The following is a 21,629-nucleotide window of genomic DNA, read 5'->3' as shown; positions in this document are numbered from 1 at the left end:
GGTACTGCAGGGGGGACCCTGTGGGAGAGTAGGACGCCGCCGAACAATCTTTGTGGGAAGCCCCGCACCTTATGGTGCGGGGCTTTTCCGCGTTCACGGTGCTTAGGGCGGGCCCTGGCGATATCGGGGCGACTGTGATGCGCGGCCCGCACCGTGCGGTCAACGAGCCCAGGCACGTGAGGGTCAGGCGAGGCGCAATTCGATCCGGTGGGCGGCGAGCACGCGGGTGATGACTGTGGCCATCAGCGTCTCGTCCGACGGCGGGCGAACGGTGCTGCAGCCCACCTGCTCGTCACCGAGATATGCGACCTCCAGATGGTGGCGCGGGCACGTTCCCGTACCGCACTCAGAGACAGGAGGTGGTTCGGGGCAATGGCGTTGTGGGTGTGCTGCCAGAGTCCGAGAGTGCCGAGTCGCCGTCCGGCCGGCTGCTGGACGGCGACTCGGCACAGCACCACTGCCTCTGAACGTGTGCGGGCAGCGCGTGGACGGCGGCGTGTTCGATGTTCATGAGAAGTGGTTCTGGCTCAACTTCCGTGACGCGGGCACGGTCAGTAACCGCTGGAGGTCCTGCCGACCTGCGGAAAGTTGCCTGAAAATGATCCGCGGCGATCTTGGGTGGCTGACAGTTCGGGGCCGTGGAAGAGAAGGTGCTCCGGCTGGAGGAGCTGCTGTTCCCGGCGGTCGCGGACGTGGCGGTACTGTCGGTGGACGTCAGCGGCGATGCGGTACAGATCGAGGCTCGCCGTACGACGGCTGGCTCTGCTTGTCCGGGCTGCGGTAGGTGGTCGAGTCGGGTTCACAGTTCCTACCTGCGGTTTCCCGCCGATGTACCCAGCGCGGGGCGGCGGGTGGTGTTATGTCTGCGGGTCCGCCGGTTCGCCTGCCCGCTCGCTTCGTGTGCGCGGCGAACGTTTGTCGAGCAGGTACCAGGGCTGACCCGGCGGTACAGCCAGTGGACCGAGCGGCTGCGCTCAACATTGGCCGCGGTCGGTCTCGCGCTGGCTGGCCGGGCTGGCGCCCGGATGGCCGGCGCCTTCGGGGTGTCCGTGAGCCGCAGCACGGTGCTGCGGATGGTCGACGCCCTGCCAGAACCGGAAGTACCGGCCCCGCGGGTGGTCGGCGTCGATGAGTACGCGACGCGCAAGGGTCGCAACTACGGCACCGTGCTGGTCGATGTCGAGACCCGTCGGCCAGTAGACCTGCTTCCCGACCGGGAGGCGTCGAGCCTGGCCGCATGGCTGGCAACGCGGCCTGGCGTCGAGGTGGTCTGCCGGGATCGGGCTGCGTTCTTCGCTGATGGCGCTGCCACTGGAGCACCGCAGGCGGTGCAGGTCGCCGACCGCTGGCACCTGTGGCACAACCTCAGCGAGGCCGCCGAGCGGTGCGTCGCCGACCACCGCGGCTGCCTGCGGGCCGATGAGCCTGAGCCACCCCAGCAGATCCTGGAGCCCGGAGAACCTGCGGATGACGCCGGCTCGCCATGGCTCAGGAGTCACCGCTTCGCCGACCGGACCCGCGACCGTCATGCTGCCGTCCACGCACTGCTGGCAGCCGGCCACAGCCGACGCTCGATCGAAAGACAGCTCGGCATGACCTACCGCACCGTCAAACGCCTCGCGGACGCCGCGCCCCCGAAGACCTCTTCCGCGGCCAGTGGCAGAGCCGCCCGTCCGTCCTCGACGAGTACACGCCCTACCTGGATGACCGCTGGAACCAGGGCTGCACCAATGCCTGGAAGGCATGGGAGGAGATCGTGCTGCTCGGCTACACCGGCAGCTATCAGCGAGTTCGCGCCTACTGCCGCACCAAGCGCCTCTCGACAGACCCCGGTCACCGCACCCCCGCCATCGCCCCGCACCGTCGCCGGCTGGATACTCCGCCGCCCCGACGCCCTCACCGAGGTCGAACAGCTTCGACTCAAGGCGGTCCTGGTCCACTGCCCCGAACTGGATGCCCTCACCGGACACGTCCGCTCCTTCGCCCGGATGCTCACCGAACGCCAGGGCGAACTGCTCCCGCAGTGGCTGGACGCCGTTCGGCAAGACGCCCTGCCCGGCCTCCACACTCTCGCCGCAGCCATCGACCGCGACCGCGACGCCGTCATCGCCGGACTCGCCCTTCCCTGGAACTCCGGCGTGGTCGAAGGGCACGTAAACCGGATCGAGATGCTCAAGCGCCAGATGTTCGGCCGAGCCGGCTTCCAACTCCTCCGGAAACGCGTCCTGTTGTCGTGACGCTCACCGCCGATTGCCCGACCTCTGTCCTGCATCAAGTCCCCGCTCGGCGCGGCAGCCTCGCGTACACGGAAGTCAGCTGAACGTGTGCCCAAGGAAGCTGTTACGGCACCAAGGCGATGCCTCCGTCGACGCGCAGGTCGATCCCGTTGATGTAGCCAGCCAGCGGACTGGCCAAAAACGCAACGACTGCCGCAATGTCCTCCGCAGTGCCCAGCCGCCCGGCCGGGTTCGGCGCGTACTCGGCTACGACCAGCGGCTCCAGCTCCGCCCACTGCCCCGACCAGCCCCGCGCAGCCGCCCCATCCTCGAACATCTGCCGCATTCCGTCGGTGACAATCACCCCAGGGCTCACGGTATTCGCCGTGATACCCGATCCGGCCAGATGCCGGGCCAAGCTCGTGGTCATGTTGACCACCGCGGCCTTCGCCGCCGAGTACTCAACCATGTTCGGCAACGGAGTCGTCGCGGCCCGGCTGCCCACATTGACAACCCGACCCCATCCGCGCTCACGCATCTGAGGCACCAGGGCTCGGATCATCCGCACTGCCGATACGACGTTGCCGTTCACTGCCTCCAACCATGCGGCCGGCCCCGCAGTCTCCCAGTCATGCTCGACAAACGGACCGGCGTTGTTGACCAGCACCTCCACACCCCACTCACGAGCCCGCTGGGCCACCTGACCGGCGGCATCGTCATCAGTGAGGTCACCCAGCACGACATCCACCACTCCGCCGGCGGCGCTCAGCTCCGCTGCCACCTCGTCGGCACGCACCGGGTCGCGGCCATGCACCAAAACGGCACACCCTTCATCGGCCAGTCGCCGGGCCATCGCCGCACCGATGCCCCCACTGCTCGCCGTGACCAACGCGCGCCGCCCCGCAAGATCGAGATCCATGGTCCGGCAGGCTAGACCACGTCTATGACATTCCCGCCGAACGGACGAGTTCCCGCAAGACGCCACCAAGATCAACAGTCACAGGGCGTAGAGACACCACAGAAGTTGATCCAGAACCTGAGAAGTGACAGCCGCCGTCAGGCGGCCGGCCCAGCAGTCGCCTCCGCCGGTCGAGGACTGAGCCACGATCACGGCCTGCTGGCCAACCAGACGGTCACGGCCGCTGTGGCGGTGAGTGCGACATTGAGTGTGATCCTGCGGTCTTCGCCGGTCAGGTGAACGGCGATCGCACCGGTCTGCAGGAGTACGAAGCCGACGGCTGCGGCCGGCGCCAGCCAGGGAGCGGTGCCGGTCAGCGGTGGCAGGATCAGACCGGCCGCGCCGAGTATTTCGACCGCCCCCAGCGCCCTGAGGGCAGGCAAGGGCATGCGGTCGACCCAGGCCATCATCGGTCGGAGATGATCGCGGCTGCGGATCACCTTCAGCGTGCCTGCGTAGAAGTAGAAGAGCGCGAGCAGTCCCGCGACGATCCAATAGGCGATGTTCATGGTTCCCGTTCATGGGCCCCGGTTCGCGGGGGCCTGTCGATTGTCGAAGGAGGGGGGCCGAGCCGTTCCGTCCGTCCGCTTCAGGCGGGGTCGGTGGCGGGCTGAGTCGCGTAGCGGCTCATCGCGTCGATGTTGGCCTGTGGCGTCAGCGGCCGGCCGCCGGCGAGCACCTCCTGAAGGTCTCGGAAGTACTGCACGTAGAGGTCGGGTGTGAATGTGCTGAGCATGACGGCGGGTTGGTCGGTCAGGTTGGCGAAGGTGTGCGGGGTGCCGGGCGGAACCATGACGAGCGTTCCCGCGGTGGCTTCGTAGTCCTCGTCCCCGACGGTGAACCGCACCGTGCCGGAGAGGACGTAGAAGCCCTCGTCGTGTTGGCCATGGCGGTGCTGCGGTGGACCCTGGGTGTGCGGGGCGAGGACGGACTCGGCGATGGCGAGGCGGTGCCCGGTGTGGCTGCCGTCCTCCAGAACGCGCATGCGCGTGGTGCCCAGAACGATCGTCTCGCCGTCGCGGGGACCCACCACCGATACGGCGGGGTCGGACTGCGGCTCGCCGGTCTTGGTTTCTTCGGTCATGTTCACGAGTGCACCGCCGGGACCTCCTCGGTGTCCAAGACCTGTTCAGCAGCGCCGATACCTCATGGGTATCGTTGCAGCGTGGAGCTACGGACCTTGCGCTACTTCGTGGCGGTCGCCGAGGAACTCCACTTCGGCCGGGCCGCCACCCGGCTGCATATGAGTCAGCCGCCGCTGAGCCGGGCGATCAAGCAGTTGGAAGCCGAGGTCGGGGCTCTGCTCTTCGCCCGCTCGACCACCGGCGTCACGCTCACTCCGGTGGGCACGGTGCTGCTCGACGAGGCGCGAGCCCTACTCGACCATGCCGACCGCGTCCGGGTACGCGTGAGCGCAGCAGCCGACGTCGCGACCCTCACCGTCGGCATCTTGGGCGACGGCACCGACCCCGGAGTGGCCAGGCTGGCCGCCGCCTACCGCCGAAACCACCCCGGCATCGACATCCGCATCCGCGACACCGATCTGACCGACCCGACGTGCGGACTGCGCGCCGGACTGGTCGACGTCGCCCTCACCCGGGCGCCCTTCGACGAGACCGCCCTGACGGTGCGTGCGCTGCGGACCGATCCGGTCGGCGTGGTTCTGCGCGCCGACGATCCGCTGGCCCGCCGCGATGGGCTGCGGCTGGCCGAGCTGCGCGACCGCCGCTGGTTCCAGTTTCCGCAGGGCACCGACCCCATCTGGCAGTCGTACTGGAACGGTGGCAGGCCGCGCGAGGGACCAGTGGTGCGCGCCGTCCAGGAATGCCTGCAGGCTGTGCTGTGGAACGGCACGGTCGGCCTGGCCCCGCTCGGACACGACCTGCCCACGGAGTTGACCGTGGTACCGCTGAGCGACATGGCGCCGAGCCGAGTGGTGGCGGTGTGGAACGAAGGAGACGCCAACCCGTTGATCCGTTCATTCATCGAGATCGCGACAGCCGCGTACCGCCACTGAGCATCGGCTACGGCGCTGCCGTAGCTCATGAACAAAGCCACTTGTCAGAGGCGGCCGGAGGATTTCAGGGTGAGGTAGGCGTCGGCCAGGTCCGGGGCCAGTCGGGACGGGGTGGAGTCGATGACCGTGATGCCCTGGTGGCGGAGGCGGTCTGCGGTGTGGCGGCGGGCGGCGCGGGTCTGTTCCGCGGCGGCGGCTGCGTAGACGGCCTCAGGGGTGTGCCGGCCGGCGGCCATTTCTTCTATGCGGGGGTCGGAGACGGCGGCGACGATGAGTTCGTTGCGTTGGGTGAGGCCCGGGAGGACCGGTAGCAGGGCCTCCTCCACGGGGGCCTTGTCGAGGCCGGTGAAGAGCACGATGAGGGACCGGCGCGGGGTGCTGCGATGGATCGTGGCGGCCAGGCCGCGGGCGTCCGCCTCGACCAGTTCGGATTCGAGGGGAGCCAGGGCGTCGGTCAGGGCCGGGAGCAGATCGACGGCGGTGCGGCCTTGTACGGAAGCCCGTATGCGACGGTCGTAGGCGAGGAGGTCCACTCGGTCGCCGGCGCGGGAGGCGAGGGCGGCGAGGAGGAGGGCGGCGTCCATGGAGGCGTCGAGGCGGGGGATGTCGCCGACGCGGCCGGCCGAGGTGCGGCCGGTTTCCAGGGCGAGCAGGATGCGGCGGTCGCGTTCGGGGCGCCAGGTGCGGACGGCGAGGGTCTGCTGGCGGGCGGTGGCGCGCCAGTCGATGGAGCGGGTGTCGTCGCCGGGGGTGTAGTCGCGGAGGCTGTCGAATTCGGTGCCCTCGCCGCGGGTCAGGATGCTTGTGCGGCCGTCGAGTTCGCGGAGTCTGGCGAGCTTGGCGGGGAGGTGCTTGCGGCTGGTGAAGGGCGGCAGGACGCGCAGGGTCCAGGGGACGTGGCGGCTTCCCTGCCGGGCGGCCAGGCCGAGTGGGCCGTACGAGCGGACCGTGACGCGGACTGCGTGGTGATCACCGCGGCGGCTGGGGTGGAGCGTGGTGGTGAGGCGCCTGCGTTCGGCGCCGGGGATGCGGACGGTGTGGCGGGATGCGGTGACGTCCGTGCCGGGCTGGAAGGAGCTCGGGGGCCAGGCGTCGCGGATCTGGGCGCGCAGGGTGCGGCGGTCCGGGTTGGTGAGGGTGAGGTGTGTGTGGGCTTCGCCTGTTAGTCGAACGGTTGTGTCACCGGTACGAGTGAAATGGAGCTTTCGCACTGGCGCGGCGAGCGCGAGATCGCACAAAATTGCTATCAGCAGCGCGAGTTGGACGGTGAGGATGCCGAGCCAGCTGGGGAGCACGAAGCCGACGAAGAGAGCTCCGACTGCGGCGATGAGTGCGGTGCGTCCGGTGAGGGCCACGGCGTCGCCTCAGCGGGGGACGGGGAGGTGGGCGAGCACGGCGTTGATCACGGAGTCCGCGGAGACTCCCTCCATCTCCGCCTCGGGGCGGAGCTGGATGCGGTGGCGGAGCGTGGGGAGTGCAAGGGCCTTGACGTCGTCCGGGGTGACGTAGTCGCGGCCGGTGAGCCAGGCCCAGGCTCGGGAAGTGGAGAGCAGCGCGGTGGCGCCTCGGGGGGATACGCCGAGGGAGAGCGAGGGGGATTCACGGGTGGCGCGGCAGATATCGACGATATAGCCGGTGACTTCGGGGGAGACGGCGGTCTTGGCGACCGCGGCCCGGGCCGCTTCGAGGTCGGCGGCGGAGGCTACGGGGCGTAGTCCTGCCGCGTCGAGGTCGCGGGGGCTGAAGCCGTCCGCGTGGCGGGTGAGGATGTCGATCTCGTCCTGGCGTGCGGGGAGCGGGACCGTCAGCTTCAGCAGGAACCGGTCGAGCTGGGCCTCGGGGAGCGGGTAAGTGCCCTCGTATTCCACGGGGTTCTGGGTGGCGGCCACGAGGAACGGTTCGGGGAGGGGCCGGGCGGTGCCGTCGACGGTGACCTGGCGCTCCTCCATGGCTTCGAGGAGGGATGCCTGGGACTTGGGAGGCGTGCGGTTGATCTCGTCGGCGAGAAGGAGGTTGGTGAAGACGGGGCCGGGCTGGAAGGAGAACTCGGCGCTGCGGGCGTCGTAGACCAGGGAACCGGTGACGTCGCTCGGCATCAGATCGGGGGTGAACTGGACGCGCTTGGTGTCGAGTTCGAGGGTGGCCGACAGGGCCCGTACGAGCAGGGTCTTGGCGACACCGGGGACGCCTTCGAGGAGCACATGGCCGCGGCAGAGCAGTGCGACGACCAGGCCGGTGACGGCGGGGTCCTGGCCGACGACGGCCTTGGCTATCTCGGTGCGGACAGCTTCGAGGGAGGCTCGGGCGCTGTCAGCGGTCGGGGTGCTCACGGGGGGCGTGCCTCTCTTGGGAAACGATCGAGATTTCGAGTTCGTCGAGTTGGTCGGCCAGTTGCACCAGTGCCTTGTCCTCCGCGGGGGCCGGGCCGAAGAGCAGGGCGTGGAGGCCGTCTTCGGCAGCGGGTGCGGTGGTCGAGTGGGCCTGGACGGCCGGCAGAAGGATGTCGGGGGTGTGGGCGTGTGCGGGAGGCACGCCGATGAGCGGGGCGAGCCGTGTACGGGTGGCTGCGCGGAGAACGGCTGAGGCGCGGTCGCGGGCGTTGGCCTGTTCGTAGAGGCGGGCGTGGCCTTCGGTCGTCTCGGCGGCCGGGACGGTGACCGGGAGTCGTTCGGGAACCAAGGGGCCGAGGCGGCGGGCGCGCCAGAGGGCCGCGAAGACGGCGGCGAAGGCAAGTTGGAGCAGGCCCCAGCTCCAGCCGGAGGGGATGAGGTCGAGGAAACCGCGCTGGTCGTCCTGGGCGGACGCCGGATCACTCGACGCCGGGTCACTCAGGGAGGGGAGGTACCAGATCAGATGTTTGTGCGCGCCGAGGAGTTGAAGGGCCAGCGAGGCGTTGCCGCGCTCGGCGAGGCGGTGGTTGTAGAGGAAGTCGGGGGAGCCGAGGAGCACGGTGTCGCGGCCTGCGTCGGGGGCCGGCAGGCGCAGCAAGGTGGGCAGGCCGCCGCTGAGGTAGCAGCGGTCGGCCGTGCCGTCGGGGGCGACGTAGCGCCGGCCGCCCAGGAGGGCATCGCCTGCGCGTCGGGCGGCCGGCAGCGAACAGGCGGGTCGGCGTGCCGTGTTGTCGGCCTGGGAGGCCGTCGTGACGCCGGGGGTGAAGGCCTTGAGGGCGATCGGACCTGGGGCGAGCAGGACGATGCGGCCGGAGGTGTGCGCGGTTGCCGTGCGCAGACCGGTCAGCTGTCGTGTGGTGAGGAGGTCGGGGTCCGTGACGAGGAGCGTGGTGTCGGGGCCGCTTGCGGCGGCGGCCTCCTCGGAGGTCGTCACGACCTGGGTGGTGACTCCTTGGGCGGCCAGGAGTTGGGCGAGGGCCCGGCTCCCGGTGCGGTCCGCCGAGCGGGGGTCGAGCCTGCCGTACCGCTCACCGGACTGCAGCGCCGTGAGTATCAGCCCGGTGACGACGAGCAGGAGGAGCGCGAGCAGCGGTCCTCGGGACCGCCGCCACAGATGGCGGGCGGGGGTGGAGGACGGCGCGATGGTGTCCGTGGTGGCCGTGGTCATGCGCGGCTCCCGGCCGGGGCGGCGAGGTGGGGCCTGGCGTCCCGCAGATCGCTGTCGAGGGCGGTCAAGAGGGCGTACTCCCGCTCGGTGCCAGGGCGGCCGCCGTATGTGACGTCGTCGAAGGCGCGAGCCGCGGCGTTCAGTTGGCCGGCGTGTGCGGGGAAGGCACGGCCGGCCGCGGCGGCGGCCTCGTCGGCGGTGCGGCCCGGGCCGGGCGTGAGCAGCGCGCGCTCTTCGAGGGCGAGGACGATGGCGCGCATCCGTTCCTGCATCGCCTGGCTCCAGTGGCCCTCGGCGGCGTGCCGGTCGGCGGCCGAACGGTGCTCGGCGGCGGTCCGGGGGGTTTCGGCGAAGAGCGCGCGGCTGGTGGTCGCGGTGCGGCGTATCGCGCCGAGGCGCAGCCGTAGCGCGACGATCAGCAGCAGCACCACCGTGATGACGGTGAGCAGCCCGAACCAGCCGTCCGGGGTGGCGCCGGCGGCCGCCTTGAACAGGTCGTCGATGCGGTTCCCGAACCAATTGAGGCATTGCTGGAGCGGGTTGGGATCGTGCTGGTGGTACCGGGGATCGGACAGTTCGCGCTCTGCCGCTTCGCGTGCGGGCACGCGCGGAGTCCGGACCGGTATGTCATCGCCGGCGCGCGCCAGGAGCCGTCCGAGCGCGGCCGCCTTCCCCCCTGTTGTCACTGCATCAGCTTCCCGGAGTGGTGTCGGTGGGGGCGTCTGCGGGGGCGCCGGGGGCGGCCGTTCCCGCGGTGTCCGTGCCGTAGCCGGGGAGGCCGGCGGCGCGGGCGAGTTCGAGGTCGAGGGCCTCGCGGCGGATGCGCTGGTCCATGTAGAGGAGCGCGGTCACGCCCGCGCTGATCGGGAAGGTGAGGGCGGAGCTGATGACGGCTCCGATGCCCATCACGGCCAGGAAGCTCCAACTGGTGGTGCTGTTGGTGCCGTTCGCCCAGTCCATCAGGTTCTCGCCTCCGACGACGAAGGCGATGAGGGTGGTCGGGATCTGGATGATGAACTCGACGAGGGCGACCAGGAGGTAGGCGAGGAGCTGGATGCCCAGCACTCGCCACCAGGAGCCTCGTACGAGCTTGGCGGAGCGGCGCATGGAGGCGATGACGCCCTGCTTCTCCAGCATCAGCGCGGGGGAGGCGAGGCTGTAGCGGACCGCCAGCCAGACGCTGACGATGCTGACGGCCAGTCCGCCGAACACGATGAAAAGCAGGCCGATCTCCTGCGTGCTCGTGGAGAGGAGGAGGATCCCGGGAGCCAGGCCGATCGCCGCGATGGCCATGAGGATGACGGGAAGCAGGAGCAGCAGGCCGAGCAGGTGCGGGAGCCGGCCGCGGGCGTCCTGCCAGGCCTGCGCGGTGGTGACCGAGCGGCCGAGGACGGCGCGGCTGGTGACCATGGTCAGCAGGCCGGTGGCGAAGAGCGTGGCGAGGAGGCCGATCAGCGCGGTGGCGGCGTTCGCGACGAGCGTCTGGAGCATGGCGTGCATGGCCTCGGCCATGGCCGACCGGGTGCCTTGGCCTATGGCGGTGGGCCGGCCGGGGCTCTTGAGCCACAGTCGGGTGACGACGGTGATCAGGGTCTGCGAGACCACCGCGATCATCAGCGATATGCCGAGGACGGTGCGCCAGTGGGCGCGCATCGTGGAGACGGCGCCGTCGAGTATCTCGCCGACGCCGAGCGGGCGCAGCGGGATGACGCCCGGCTTGGCGGCCGGTGGCGTCGGGGCCCAGCCGGTGCTCCATCCGGGGCCGCCGCCCGCCGGACCGTTCCAGCCGCCTTGGCCGGGGATGGTGGTGCCGGCGCGGGCGCGGGTGCCGGCCTCGGTGTTCTCGTCGGCCGGGCCGCCCTGGCCGGGGATCCCGGTGGGGGACGACCAGTGGCCGGCGGGCGGCTGTTGCTTGGACCAGTTCGGCGGGGACGGCCGTTCGGCGGCGGGTTCCTCCGGGGCGGTCTGCTGGGCGGATTGCTCCTGGGTGCCGCGGTCCGGCTCGTCGGAGGGTGCGGATCCGGGCGAGGCCCAGCCCGGAGAGTCGTTCATCTTCGCTCCTTCTTGCTGCCCGTGATCCGCCGGGGCGGCCGGGGTCCGGGGTCCGCGGTGTCAGTCATCGTGTCATGGCCGGTGGCTCTGTGTACCGGAGCCCTGAGCAGTGGAGGACCTTCTGTTCGGGGCGGTGTCGGCGGCAGACTGAACCAATGGCCGATCAGTACGAGGTATCCGAGGCGGGCGCTCAGTCGCTCGCGATCCCGTCGTTGCGCTGGGAGGAGCCACCGGAAGGGCCGGTTGTGGTCCTCCTTGATCAGACCCGCCTGCCTGCGGAGGAGGCCGAGCTGGTCTGCACGGACGTACCGGCGCTGGTTCAGGCGATCCGGACGCTGGCGGTGCGCGGTGCGCCGTTGCTGGGCATCGCGGGTGCGTACGGTGTCGCGCTGGCCGCGGCGCGTGGGTTCGATGTGGACGATGCGGCGGAGACGCTGGCGCATGCCCGGCCGACCGCGGTCAACCTCGGGTACGGCGTGCGGCGGGCGGCGGGCGCCTACCGAGAGGCCGCCGGTCGCGGGGCCGGCGCGGAGGCTGCCGCGGCGGCGGCGCTGGCCGAGGCGCGTGCCGTACATGCGGAGGACATCGAGGCCAGCGCGCGGATGGCCGGGCACGGGCTGGCGCTGCTGGGAGAGCTGCTCCCGGGTGGTGGCCACCGGATTCTCACCCATTGCAATACGGGGGCGCTGGTGTCCGGTGGGGAGGGGACCGCCCTGGCGGTGGTGCGCGCGGCGCACCGGGCGGGTGAGCTGCAACGGTTGTGGGTGGACGAGACGCGGCCGCTGTTGCAGGGGGCGCGGCTGACGGCGTACGAGGCGGCGCGTGCGGGCATGGCGTACAGCGTGCTGGCGGACGGGGCGGCGGGGTCGCTGTTCGCCGCGGGTGAGGTGGACGCGGTGCTGATAGGCGCGGACCGGATTGCGGCGGACGGCTCGGTCGCCAACAAGGTCGGCAGCTATCCGCTGGCGGTGCTGGCCCGCTATCACCACGTTCCGTTCGTGGTGGTGGCCCCGACGAGCACGGTGGATCTGGAGACGGAACAGGGGGCGGACATCGAAGTGGAGCAGCGGCCGGGCAGTGAAGTGACGGAGCTCTCGTTGCCGCCCGGGCAGGGGGTCGAAGGGGGTGCCGGCGCCGGCATCGCGGTGGCGCCGTTGGGCGCGCAGGCCTACAACCCGGCGTTCGATGTGACTCCTCCGGAGCTGGTGACGGCGATCGTCACGGAGGCCGGAGTGATCTCCCCGGTCACTCGGGATGCGCTCGCCGAGGTGTGTTCCACGTCACGATGGAGTAAGTCACGATCAGGTAATGGGATGATGGCCGAATGAAGGGACGCGTCCTGGTCGTCGACGACGACACCGCACTGGCAGAGATGCTCGGCATCGTGCTGCGCGGCGAAGGCTTTGAACCGTCGTTCGTGTCGGACGGTGACAAGGCGCTTGCCGCCTTCCGTGAGACCAAGCCCGATCTTGTGCTGCTCGACCTGATGCTGCCCGGACGGGACGGTATCGAGGTGTGCCGGCTGATCCGGGCGGAGTCCGGGGTGCCGATCGTCATGCTGACCGCCAAGAGCGACACCGTGGATGTGGTGGTCGGGCTCGAGTCGGGCGCGGACGACTACATCGTCAAGCCGTTCAAGCCCAAGGAGCTGGTGGCCCGGATCCGGGCGCGGCTGCGGCGCTCGGAGGAGCCGGCGCCCGAGCAGCTGGCGATCGGTGACCTGGTCATCGATGTGGCGGGCCACTCGGTGAAGCGGGACGGGCAGTCCATCGCGCTGACCCCGCTGGAGTTCGATCTGCTGGTGGCGCTGGCGCGCAAGCCGTGGCAGGTGTTCACGCGTGAGGTGCTGCTGGAGCAGGTCTGGGGCTATCGGCATGCCGCCGACACCCGGCTGGTCAATGTTCATGTGCAGCGGCTGCGTTCCAAGGTCGAGCGGGATCCGGAGCGTCCGGAGATCGTGGTGACCGTGCGCGGGGTCGGCTACAAGGCCGGGCCCAGCTGAGATGACCCGGGACGGTGCGGCCCCGGAGGGAAAGCGGGGGCGTTCCGTCGGCCCGGCGAGTGATATGTCCTTTTCAGGAAGGTTGTCCGCCTGGTTGCTGCGCGGTGGGCAGCTGCTCCCCGACGGCGCCGTGAGCGGACCGGTGCACCCCCTGCTGCGGCTCTTCAGCCGCTGGGTGCGGCGGCCGCTGCTGCCCGCCCTGCGGCTGTGGCGGCGCAACATCCAGCTGCGCGTGGTGGCGACCACCTTGCTGATGTCGCTCGCGGTGGTGCTGCTGCTCGGTGTGGTGGTCGTGGGACAGGTCCGTAACGGCCTGCTCACCGCCAAGGCGCAGGCCGCGCAGAGCCAGGCCGTGGGCGGCTTCGGCGTCGCCCAGAAGATGGCCGACGGCGCCGACGACACCCGGCCCGACGACGCCGTCCGCACCGGCAACCGCGGCACCCAGGACTCCGCGACCTGGCTCACCGGCCTGGTCGAACAGCTCGCCAGTGGCGGTCAGGGCGTCTTCTCCGTCGTGGCGCTCAGCTCCGACTCCGACGAACCGTTCGGCGACTCCAGCCCCGGCACCCGCGGTCCGCGCGCCTCCGGGGACGTCGACCCCGAGCGCAGCGTGCCCGCCGAGCTGCGGCGGAAGCTGGACACCAAGTCCGGGACGTTCCGCGAGTACACCAAGATCAAGCGCATCGGGTCGGACGACGGCACGTCGGCGCTGATCATCGGAAAGCGCCTCAACGACGTCAACGGCAACCAGTACCAGCTCTACTACCTCTTCCCGTTCAGTCAGGAAGAGGAGTCCCTGAAGCTGGTGACGGGAACGCTCGCGACGGCCGGGGTGTTCGTCGTGATCCTGCTCGGGGCCATCGCCTGGCTCGTGGTGCGGCAGGTCGTCACGCCCGTACGGATGGCCGCGGGGATCTCCGAGCGGCTGGCCGCGGGCCTCCTCCAGGAGCGGATGAAGGTCACCGGCGAGGACGACATCGCCCGGCTCGGCGAGTCCTTCAACAAGATGGCGCAGAACCTCCAGGTCAAGATCCAGCAGCTGGAGGAGCTGTCCCGGATGCAGCGCCGGTTCGTCTCCGACGTCTCGCACGAGCTGCGGACGCCGCTGACGACCGTACGGATGGCCGCCGATGTCATCCACGAGGTGCGGGACGAGTTCGACCCCGCCACCGCGCGCTCCGCGGAGCTGCTGCGCGGACAGCTCGACCGCTTCGAGTCGCTGCTCGCCGAGCTGCTGGAGATCAGCCGGTTCGACGCGGGCGCCGCCGCGCTGGAGGCCGAGCCGATCGACCTGCGCGATGTCGTCCACCGCGTCCTCGAGGGCGCGGAGCCGCTGGCCGAGGCCAAGGGCACCCGTTTCGTGGTGCGCGGTGCGGAGCGGCCCGTGATCGCCGAGGCGGACACCCGACGGGTGGAACGGGTGCTGCGCAACCTTGTCGTCAACGCCGTCGAGCACGGTGAGGGCCGGGACGTCGTGGTGCGGCTGGCGTCCGGCGGCGGGCACTCCGGTGGCGCGGTGGCCGTCGCGGTGCGTGACTACGGTGTCGGTCTCAAGCCCGGTGAGGCGACCCGGGTCTTCAATCGCTTCTGGCGCGCGGATCCGGCGCGGGCGCGGACGACGGGCGGTACGGGCCTGGGCCTGTCCATCGCCGTCGAGGACGCCAGGCTGCACGGCGGCTGGCTGCAGGCCTGGGGTGAGCCGGGCGGCGGCTCGCAGTTCCGGCTGACGCTGCCCCGTACGGCCGGCGAGGGGCTGCGTGGCTCCCCGATACCGCTGGAGCCGGAGGACTCGCGGCGCAACCGCGACCTGACCGAGGCGGCGCAGTCGGGCGCCGGTGCGGACCGCAAGGCGTCCACGATCCCGGCGCAGCCGCGCGCCGCGGTGTCGCACGCCGGGGCCCGCCCCGCGGCCGATCCGGCGGCGCTGCCCGGCGACGGCGCCCGCGTGGTGCCGCAGACCGGGCGCGCGCGGAGTGGAGCGACGGCGCACGGTGAGGAAACGCGCGCCGGTGAGTCGGACCGTGGCGGCGAGGCCGTCGCCAGGCCGGTCGTCGGCGGGCCCGAGCGGGAAGCCGGTCGGGGCGGCAAGCAAGAAGGCGGGCTGCGTGGACACTGAGCGCGGAGGCGAGGGTCAGGTGGGGCACATGTCCCGTACACGTACCCGTAGGGAAGCCGGGCGGGCGCGGAAGGCGGCGCTGCTGGGCTGCGCGGGCGTACTGCTCGCCGGGTGTGCCTCGATGCCGGACAGCGGCGATGTCAAGGCGGTCGACCAGTCGCCGCGCGCCGACGGGGACTCGCAGGTGCGGGTCTACGGCGTCCCCCCGCAGGACGGCGCGCAGCCGACGAACATCGTCCGCAGCTTCCTCGACGCGACGACCAGCGACGAGGCGGATTTCCGTACGGCCGGCCAGTACCTGGCCAAGTCAGCCAGGCAGAAGTGGCAGCCGTTCCGGGGCACCGATGTGCTTCAGGAGCGCCCCAAGTCCGAGCCGCAGGCGCAGCCCAACCGCGAGGACGGCAACGGCTACACGGTCGTGCTCTCCGGCAGCCAGGTGGCGAAGGTGGACGCCAATCACGCCTACACGCCGGAGGAGAAGAAGTACCGCCGGACCATCCACCTCATCAAGGAGGACGGGCAGTGGCGCATCGACCGGCTGCCCAACGGCCTGGTGCTCGGGCAGTCCGACTTCCAGCGGATCTACCGCTCCGTCAACAAGTACTACTTCGCGTCCTACCAGTCGGAGACCCCGGATCCGAAGGCGAGCCGGAACGTCCTGGTGGCCGACCCGGTGTATCTGCGCCAGCGGATAGAGCCGATCACGGCCAGTGTGGAGGCGCTGCTGTCCGGGCCCACGGACTGGCTGAGTCAAGTGACGTCGTCGGATTTCCCGTCCGGCACCCGGCTCGCCGCGCGTGATCTGTCGCTGGACGACTCCAACGCGCTGCGGGTCAAGCTGAGCAAGCAGGCGGTCAACACCGACACCGGCCAGTGCAAGCGGATGGCGGCCCAACTCTTCTTCACCGTCCAGGACATGACCCGGGCCTCGAAGGTCAGCGAGGTGGACCTCCAGGACCACGACGGCAACTCCCTGTGCGCGCTGACCCAGGAGCAGGCCGAACGCGACTTCTCGCCGACCCGGCTCACCGGTCACTCCGCCCAGGAGTACTTCATCGACGCCGACCACAAGGTCGTCTCCATGTCCGACTCCGCCACCGAACCGACGCCGGTGCGCGGCCCGTTCGGCACCGGCAGGACCCCGCTGCGCTCGGTCGCCATCTCCCGGGGCGAGACCACCGCGGCCGCGGTGTCCGGCGACGGCCGGTCGTTGTACGTGGCCGGTCTGGAGGACGGCGTCCCGCGCGGTGCCCCGCTGCTGACCAGCACGGGCTCGGCCAAGGACCCGGACGAGGGGCTGACCGCGCCGAGCTGGGACGGTCTCGGCGATCTGTGGATCGCCGACCGCAACTCCCACGGCTCGCGGCTGCTGCGGATGCGCGAGGGGAAGAGCGCGCCCGAAGAGGTCGCGGTGCCGGGCCTGGGGAAGCGGCGGATCAAGGCGATCCGGGTGGCCGCGGACGGCATCCGGATCGCGATGCTGGTGGAGGACAAGGGCCGTACGACGCTCCAGCTGGGCCGGGTCGAGCGCGGTGGTTCGTCGGCGCACCCGGTGCTGTCGGTGGAGGAACTGCGGCCGATCGCCCCGCAGTTGGAGGACGTGGTGGCCGCCTCGTGGGCGGGCGGCAGCCGGCTGGTGGTCGTCGGGCGGGAGTCCGGCGGGGTGCAGCAGATGCAGTTCATGGAGACCGACGGTTCGGCATCCAACGCGCAGACGCTGCCCGGGGTCAACGGCGTCAAGGCGGTGGCCGCCTCGGAGGACGAGACCCGGCCGCTGATCGCCGACGCCACCGAGGGCATCGTGCGGCTGCCTCCGGATGCGAACTGGAAGACGGTGGCCAAGGAGGGGACCGCGCCGGTCTATCCGGGGTGACGGCCCAGGTCACGGCGTGGGGCGCCGCGGTTTTCCACAGGGGTGGTGGCCGGGCGCCGTCGGCGGGACCCTGGAGTCATGCAGGGTGTGTGGCGGGAACTGGCCGGTCTGGTGCTGCCGGTCGACTGCGCGGGGTGCGGCAGGCCGCGTACGGAGCTGTGTGCGCAGTGTCGCCGGGCGCTGTCGCGTGACGGGCGCGGTGCGCGACGGGTGAGGCCGCAGCCGGGACCCGTCGGATTGCCCCGGGTGTGGGCCGGTGCGCCGTACGCCGACGAGGTGCGGGCCGTACTGCTGGCCCACAAGGAGCGCGGGGCGCTGCGGCTGGCGCGGCCCCTGGGTGCGGCGCTGGCCGGGGCGGTGCGGCGGGTGCAGACCGGTGGCGGGGCGGTGGGCGAGCGGCGGGGCGGCGGGCCGCTCGTGCTGGTACCCGTGCCGTCGGCCCGAAGATCGGTGGCCGGCCGGGGCCATGATCCGGTACGCAGGATCGCGCTGGCGGCGGCGGCCGACCTGCGGCGGAGCGGCGCCGGGGCGCGGGTGCTCGCGGCGTTGCGGCAGGGCCGCGCGGTGGCCGACCAGGCGGGGCTGAGCGCCCCGCAGCGGCTGACGAATGTGGCCGGTGCACTGGAGGCGCGGGGCGCGGGTGGGAGGCTGCTGGCGGGGGCGTCAGTGGTGCTGGTGGACGACCTGGTGACAACGGGTGCCACGCTCGCCGAGGCGGCGCGGGCGATCGCCGCGGCGGGTGGCCGGGTGGCCGGGGCGGCGGTGGTCGCGGCGTCTCCCAGGGCTTTTGAAAGGAACCGGAACTGACCAAGAAAATTCATCGGTGCAGGTAATGGGCAACAAAATTCACCCAAACGGAGCTGGTGGTCGCAAGGGGGTGCCGACACCCATCCAGGAGAGCTATGTTCGGTTGTGAGGACTTGGTGGCCGCTTTGCCTCGGATGTCGCGATGTATGCGCTTGGGGGCTATTGAGGCGAACCTGAAAACGTTGGAGTGGAGAGCTTGTCCTCGGGGGAGGAGGAGGTGAAAGTCGCCAAGTCCGAGGCTTCGGCACCTACCGGAGCCTGGTGCAAGAAGGAGTCGCTCCCTCTGCGTAGCGGAGCGATCCGGGAACGGAGTTCTGCGTGGACATCGTCGTCAAGGGCCGCAAGACCGAGGTGCCCGAGCGGTTCCGCAAGCACGTGGCCGAGAAGCTGAAGCTGGACAAAGTCCAGAAGCTCGACGGCAAGGTGATCAGCCTGGACGTCGAGGTGTCCAAGGAGCCCAACCCGCGGCAGGCCGACCGTTCCGACCGAGTGGAGATCACCCTCCGCTCCCGTGGCCCGGTGGTCCGGGCCGAGGCGGCCGCAGCCGACCCGTACGCCGCGCTGGACCTGGCTACCGCCAAGCTGGAGGCGCGACTGCGGAAGCAGCACGACAAGCGCCACTCACGTCGCGGCAACGGCCGCATCCCGGCGAGTGATGTCGCCGTCAGCGTCCCCGACGCCGCGCATCTGAACACCAACGGTGAGCTCGCCACCGAGAGCGAGACCGAGCCGACGGTGCCGATCACGAAGATGGGCTCGCTCGACGTCCAGGGCGAAGGACCCTTGATCGTCCGCGAGAAGACCCACTCGGCGGCGCCGATGACGCTCACCCAGGCGCTCTACGAGATGGAGTTGGTCGGCCACGACTTCTATCTCTTCGTCGATGCCGAGACCAAGCAGCCGAGTGTCGTCTACCGGCGGCATGCATACGACTACGGCGTCATCCACTTGAACCCCGACTCGTTCGGGGAGGAAGAACCGGGGGGCGCAGGCGGCGCGCTCGGAGGCTGACACTCATCCGCTCGGTGCCCCCGGCGTACGCCGGGGGCACCATCGTGCCTGAAGAAAGCAGGAGTTGAAGCCGTATAGTGTTTGTGCCAGCCAGGGAGTTTGTGGACGTGAAACGGCTACTTGCCGGGGAGACGGTCGTATGGCATTGATCAGGCTGGCCGCGCGGGGCTGTTGTCAACCAGCCTTATTTCCAAGCTCTGGCCCTTCGGCCGAGTAGTTGACGGGGAGGAACAATGGGGGACAGTTTCGGGCCCGTGTGTGACGGCGCGGACGACGAGGGAAGCGGTATCGGGGACGCAGCCGCCGCGAGCGTGCCGCGCAAGGAGCCGATCCGGGTCCTGGTTGTGGACGATCACGCGCTTTTCCGGCGGGGCCTGGAGATCGTGCTGGCCCAGGAAGAGGACATCCAGGTCGTCGGCGAGGCCGGGGACGGCGCAGAGGCGTGCGACAAGGCCGCGGACCTGCTGCCCGACATCGTGCTGATGGACGTACGGATGCCCAAACGGGGCGGTATCGAGGCCTGTACCTCCATCAAGGAGGTGGCTCCCAGCGCGAAGATCATCATGCTGACGATCAGCGATGAAGAGGCCGATCTCTACGACGCGATCAAGGCCGGCGCCACGGGATATCTCCTCAAGGAGATCTCCACCGACGAGGTGGCCACCGCAATCCGCGCCGTCGCGGACGGCCAGTCGCAGATCAGCCCGTCGATGGCGTCCAAGCTCCTGACCGAGTTCAAGTCGATGATCCAGCGCACGGACGAGCGCAGGCTGGTGCCCGCGCCCCGGCTCACCGACCGCGAGCTCGAGGTCCTCAAGCTTGTCGCCACGGGCATGAACAATCGCGATATCGCCAAAGAGCTCTTCATTTCCGAAAACACCGTGAAAAACCATGTCCGCAACATCTTGGAGAAGCTGCAGTTGCACTCCCGGATGGAGGCCGTGGTGTATGCGATGCGGGAGAAGATTCTCGAGATCCGCTGAGCGGACGGCCGCGGCCGTCGGACCGGGGGCTGTGCGAGCCCCCGGCGGCGTCGGCGGACTCAGCCGGAGCCATCACTCGTGTGAGTGAGTTCCGCGCGGAGGGCTTCGGCGAGCGTGGGGTCGTCGCACCGCTCCAGGCGTACGGAGTCGCAGCCGACCCAGCCGGCGGCCTCGTGCAGGGCCTGGGCCATGGGGCGGACGGCCTTGGGGCCCTGCAGCGAGACCTGACGGGCGATGAGGGTGCCGCCCTCGCGGGCCGGATCGGCGCGGCCCACCAGGCGGCCCCCCGACAGCAGAGGCATCGCGAAGTAGCCGTGTATCCGCTTCGGGCGAGGGACGTAGGCCTCCAGACGGTGGGTGAAGCCGAAGATCCGCTCCGTACGCGGGCGGTCCCAGATCAGGGAATCGAACGGCGAGAGCAGGGTCGTGCGGTGCCGGCCGCGGGGCGGGGCGGCCAGGGCGGCGGGATCGGCCCAGGCGGGCTTCCCCCAGCCCTCGACGTCGACCGGCACCAGCCCCGAGCCCTCGATCACGGCGTCCACCTGCTCGCCCTTGAGGCGGTGGTAGTCGGCGAGATCCGCGCGGGTGGCCACGCCCATCGCGGCGCCCGCCTGGGCGACGAGGCGGCGGATGCACTCGGCGTCGTCCAGATCGTCGTGCAGCAGGGCATCGGGGACGGCGCGCTCGGCGAGGTCGTACACCCGCTTCCAGCCGCGGCGCTCCGTGCAGACCACCTGGCCGGTGTCGAGCAGCCACTCCACCGCGATCTTGGTCTCGGACCAGTCCCACCACTCGCCCCCCTTCCGGCCGCCTCCCAGCTCGGACGTGGTCAGCGGGCCGTCCGCCGAGAGGCGCGCCAGGACCGCGGCGCAGGAGCGCTCGGAGTCCTTCATGATGTGCCAGCGGTGGCCCTTGGCGCGGAAGGCCCGGCGGCGGAAGGCGAAGAGCGGCCACTCCTCTATGGGCAGGATGCAGGCGGCGTGCGACCAGTACTCGAAGCTGCGGGTGTCCGTCCAGTAGGCCCCTTCGACGGCGGTGCGGCCGACCGCGCCGAGGCGGGCGTACGGCACCAGCTCGTGCGAGCGCGCCAGCACCGAGATCGTGTCCAGCTGCACCGCGCCCAGATGCCGCAGCACCCCGCCCACCCCCGCCCGCCGGTCCGGTGCGCCCACCAGGCCTTGGGCCCGTAGCGCCATGCGCCGGGCGTCGTCCCGGGAGAGCGAGGTCAGGGGCGGCGGCGAAGGCTGGGTGCGCGGCACTGCGGTCATGCGGAAAGGGTAGGGGCGGCCACTGACAACGGACCCGGGCGCGCCGCCGCCCTGCCGTTCAGCCCTGGTACGGGAGGTACGGCGTGGCGTCCGTGGCCGGTGCGGCGGTGGAGCCCGGCTCGGGCTCCCGGGGCAGATCGGACGGGAGCAGGGAGCCGATCCAGGCGTCCCGGCGGGTGCCCGCGTGGATCAGCTTGGCGCGCAGGGTGCCCTCCATCCGGAAGCCGACCCTGCGGGCCACCGCCTGGGAGCCCTCGTTGCCGGCCTCCGCGAGCCACTCCATCCGCTCCACCCCGAGATCCGCGAACGCCCAGTGCACCACCGCGCGGGCCGCTTCGACGGTGTATCCCTTGCCGCGGTGCTCCTTGGCCGTCCAGTAGCCGAGCTCCGCCTGCCGCTCCGGGGGGTGCAGCCGGTCGAGCCGTATCAGGCCCATGGAGCCGACCAGGCAGCCGTCGGACCGGGAGAGCACCGCGAAGGAATAGCTCGTGTCGGTGTGCCAGCCCTCGGGAGAGGTGGTGCCGGTGAACAGTTCCGCGTCCTCGAATCCGTACGGCGAGGGAATGCTCGTCCAGCGCGGAATGTCGGGTTCCTGACAGGCGGCGTATACGGTGGCCGCGTCCGACGCCTCGAAAGGGCGCAGGAGAAGACGCTCGGTGGTGAGAATGACGGGCTCCATGGAGCGAGTGTGCGGCGCGGCGGGGGCGACCGCGACGGGATTTCGCGGTGATTCCCGGCACCTTCTCGCCCGCTCAGGCGTTCACCTGG

General features: G+C 70.7%; 19 protein-coding genes. 9 read left to right on the top strand and 10 right to left on the bottom strand.

Annotated elements, in window-relative coordinates; all coding sequences use genetic code 11:
• Window positions 1-638: 638 nt before the first annotated feature.
• Window positions 639-2,237, top strand: coding sequence for an ISL3 family transposase (locus ACIGWZ_RS08120; protein ID WP_400061979.1), 1,599 nt, complete (start codon window positions 639-641; stop codon window positions 2,235-2,237).
• Window positions 2,238-2,340: 103 nt separating this feature from the next.
• On the opposite strand, the gene ACIGWZ_RS08115 is transcribed toward ACIGWZ_RS08120, so the two are convergent.
• The 3 genes from ACIGWZ_RS08115 to ACIGWZ_RS08105 all read right to left on the bottom strand — a co-directional run bounded on the left by ACIGWZ_RS08115 (window position 2,341) and on the right by ACIGWZ_RS08105 (window position 4,258).
• Window positions 2,341-3,135 (bottom strand): SDR family NAD(P)-dependent oxidoreductase, encoded by a 795-nt coding sequence (locus ACIGWZ_RS08115; protein WP_400061977.1) that lies wholly within the window; start codon window positions 3,133-3,135, stop codon window positions 2,341-2,343.
• Window positions 3,136-3,323: 188 nt separating this feature from the next.
• Window positions 3,324-3,683, bottom strand: a complete 360-nt coding sequence (locus ACIGWZ_RS08110; RefSeq protein ID WP_400061976.1) for a DoxX family protein — start codon at window positions 3,681-3,683, stop codon at window positions 3,324-3,326.
• An 80-nt stretch (window positions 3,684-3,763) separates the two neighbouring features.
• Window positions 3,764-4,258 (bottom strand): cupin domain-containing protein, encoded by a 495-nt coding sequence (locus tag ACIGWZ_RS08105; protein ID WP_400061974.1) that lies wholly within the window; start codon window positions 4,256-4,258, stop codon window positions 3,764-3,766.
• Between the two features lie 81 nt (window positions 4,259-4,339).
• Between ACIGWZ_RS08105 and ACIGWZ_RS08100 the strand changes: the two genes are divergently transcribed.
• On the top strand, window positions 4,340-5,191 hold the full coding sequence (locus ACIGWZ_RS08100; RefSeq protein WP_400061972.1) for a LysR family transcriptional regulator: 852 nt from the start codon (window positions 4,340-4,342) through the stop codon (window positions 5,189-5,191).
• A gap of 44 nt (window positions 5,192-5,235) precedes the next feature.
• Here the strand turns inward: ACIGWZ_RS08100 and ACIGWZ_RS08095 are convergent, their stop codons facing one another.
• From ACIGWZ_RS08095 to ACIGWZ_RS08075, 5 genes are read right to left on the bottom strand one after another with little or no spacing between them, the layout of a single operon-like run.
• Entirely contained in the window at window positions 5,236-6,546 is a 1,311-nt protein-coding gene (locus ACIGWZ_RS08095; RefSeq protein WP_400061970.1) for a DUF58 domain-containing protein, read from the bottom strand.
• A 9-nt stretch (window positions 6,547-6,555) separates the two neighbouring features.
• Window positions 6,556-7,521 carry an AAA family ATPase gene (locus ACIGWZ_RS08090; RefSeq protein ID WP_400061968.1) on the bottom strand — a complete coding sequence of 322 codons (966 nt, stop codon included), beginning with the start codon at window positions 7,519-7,521 and terminating at the stop codon, window positions 6,556-6,558.
• Entirely contained in the window at window positions 7,502-8,749 is a 1,248-nt protein-coding gene (locus tag ACIGWZ_RS08085) for a DUF4350 domain-containing protein (RefSeq protein WP_400061966.1), read from the bottom strand. The genes ACIGWZ_RS08090 and ACIGWZ_RS08085 overlap by 20 nt, the downstream gene beginning before the upstream one ends.
• On the bottom strand, window positions 8,746-9,435 hold the full coding sequence (locus tag ACIGWZ_RS08080; RefSeq protein ID WP_400061965.1) for a DUF4129 domain-containing protein: 690 nt from the start codon (window positions 9,433-9,435) through the stop codon (window positions 8,746-8,748). Before ACIGWZ_RS08080 ends, ACIGWZ_RS08085 begins: the two co-directional genes overlap by 4 nt.
• 4 nt (window positions 9,436-9,439) lie before the next feature.
• A complete protein-coding gene (locus ACIGWZ_RS08075; protein ID WP_400061963.1) occupies window positions 9,440-10,801 on the bottom strand; it encodes a hypothetical protein in 1,362 nt (453 codons plus the stop codon).
• Between the two features lie 155 nt (window positions 10,802-10,956).
• On the opposite strand from ACIGWZ_RS08075, the gene mtnA reads away from it, so the two are divergent.
• The 7 genes from mtnA (at window position 10,957) to ACIGWZ_RS08040 (ending at window position 19,593) form a co-directional block, all read left to right on the top strand.
• A complete protein-coding gene (gene mtnA / locus ACIGWZ_RS08070; RefSeq protein ID WP_400061962.1) occupies window positions 10,957-12,129 on the top strand; it encodes an S-methyl-5-thioribose-1-phosphate isomerase in 1,173 nt (390 codons plus the stop codon).
• Window positions 12,126-12,803 carry a two-component system response regulator MtrA gene (gene mtrA, locus ACIGWZ_RS08065; protein ID WP_030416996.1) on the top strand — a complete coding sequence of 226 codons (678 nt, stop codon included), beginning with the start codon at window positions 12,126-12,128 and terminating at the stop codon, window positions 12,801-12,803. The genes mtnA and mtrA overlap by 4 nt, the downstream gene beginning before the upstream one ends.
• Before the next feature lies 1 nt (window position 12,804).
• On the top strand, window positions 12,805-14,919 hold the full coding sequence (mtrB, locus tag ACIGWZ_RS08060; protein ID WP_400061960.1) for an MtrAB system histidine kinase MtrB: 2,115 nt from the start codon (window positions 12,805-12,807) through the stop codon (window positions 14,917-14,919).
• Window positions 14,920-14,947: 28 nt separating this feature from the next.
• A complete protein-coding gene (locus ACIGWZ_RS08055) occupies window positions 14,948-16,792 on the top strand; it encodes an LpqB family beta-propeller domain-containing protein (RefSeq protein WP_400061958.1) in 1,845 nt (614 codons plus the stop codon).
• 78 nt (window positions 16,793-16,870) lie between these two features.
• On the top strand, window positions 16,871-17,599 hold the full coding sequence (locus tag ACIGWZ_RS08050) for a ComF family protein (protein WP_400061956.1): 729 nt from the start codon (window positions 16,871-16,873) through the stop codon (window positions 17,597-17,599).
• 318 nt (window positions 17,600-17,917) lie between these two features.
• The gene (gene hpf / locus ACIGWZ_RS08045) at window positions 17,918-18,610 is read left to right on the top strand and encodes a ribosome hibernation-promoting factor, HPF/YfiA family (protein WP_400061955.1); all 693 of its coding nucleotides are present in this window, start codon (window positions 17,918-17,920) and stop codon (window positions 18,608-18,610) included.
• A 233-nt stretch (window positions 18,611-18,843) separates the two neighbouring features.
• Entirely contained in the window at window positions 18,844-19,593 is a 750-nt protein-coding gene (locus tag ACIGWZ_RS08040) for a response regulator (protein ID WP_400061953.1), read from the top strand.
• Between the two features lie 59 nt (window positions 19,594-19,652).
• On the opposite strand, the gene ACIGWZ_RS08035 is transcribed toward ACIGWZ_RS08040, so the two are convergent.
• Window positions 19,653-20,861 carry a winged helix-turn-helix domain-containing protein gene (locus ACIGWZ_RS08035; protein WP_400061951.1) on the bottom strand — a complete coding sequence of 403 codons (1,209 nt, stop codon included), beginning with the start codon at window positions 20,859-20,861 and terminating at the stop codon, window positions 19,653-19,655.
• 58 nt (window positions 20,862-20,919) lie between these two features.
• Complete coding sequence (locus tag ACIGWZ_RS08030) at window positions 20,920-21,540, bottom strand: GNAT family N-acetyltransferase (protein WP_400061949.1); 621 nt, start codon at window positions 21,538-21,540, stop codon at window positions 20,920-20,922.
• Between the last annotated feature and the right edge of the window lie 89 nt (window positions 21,541-21,629).

The sequence above is a fragment of the Streptomyces sp. NPDC053427 genome (assembly GCF_044544985.1).
Lineage (GTDB): Bacteria > Actinomycetota > Actinomycetes > Streptomycetales > Streptomycetaceae > Streptomyces.
This window is presented reverse-complemented; position numbering and strand designations above follow the sequence as displayed.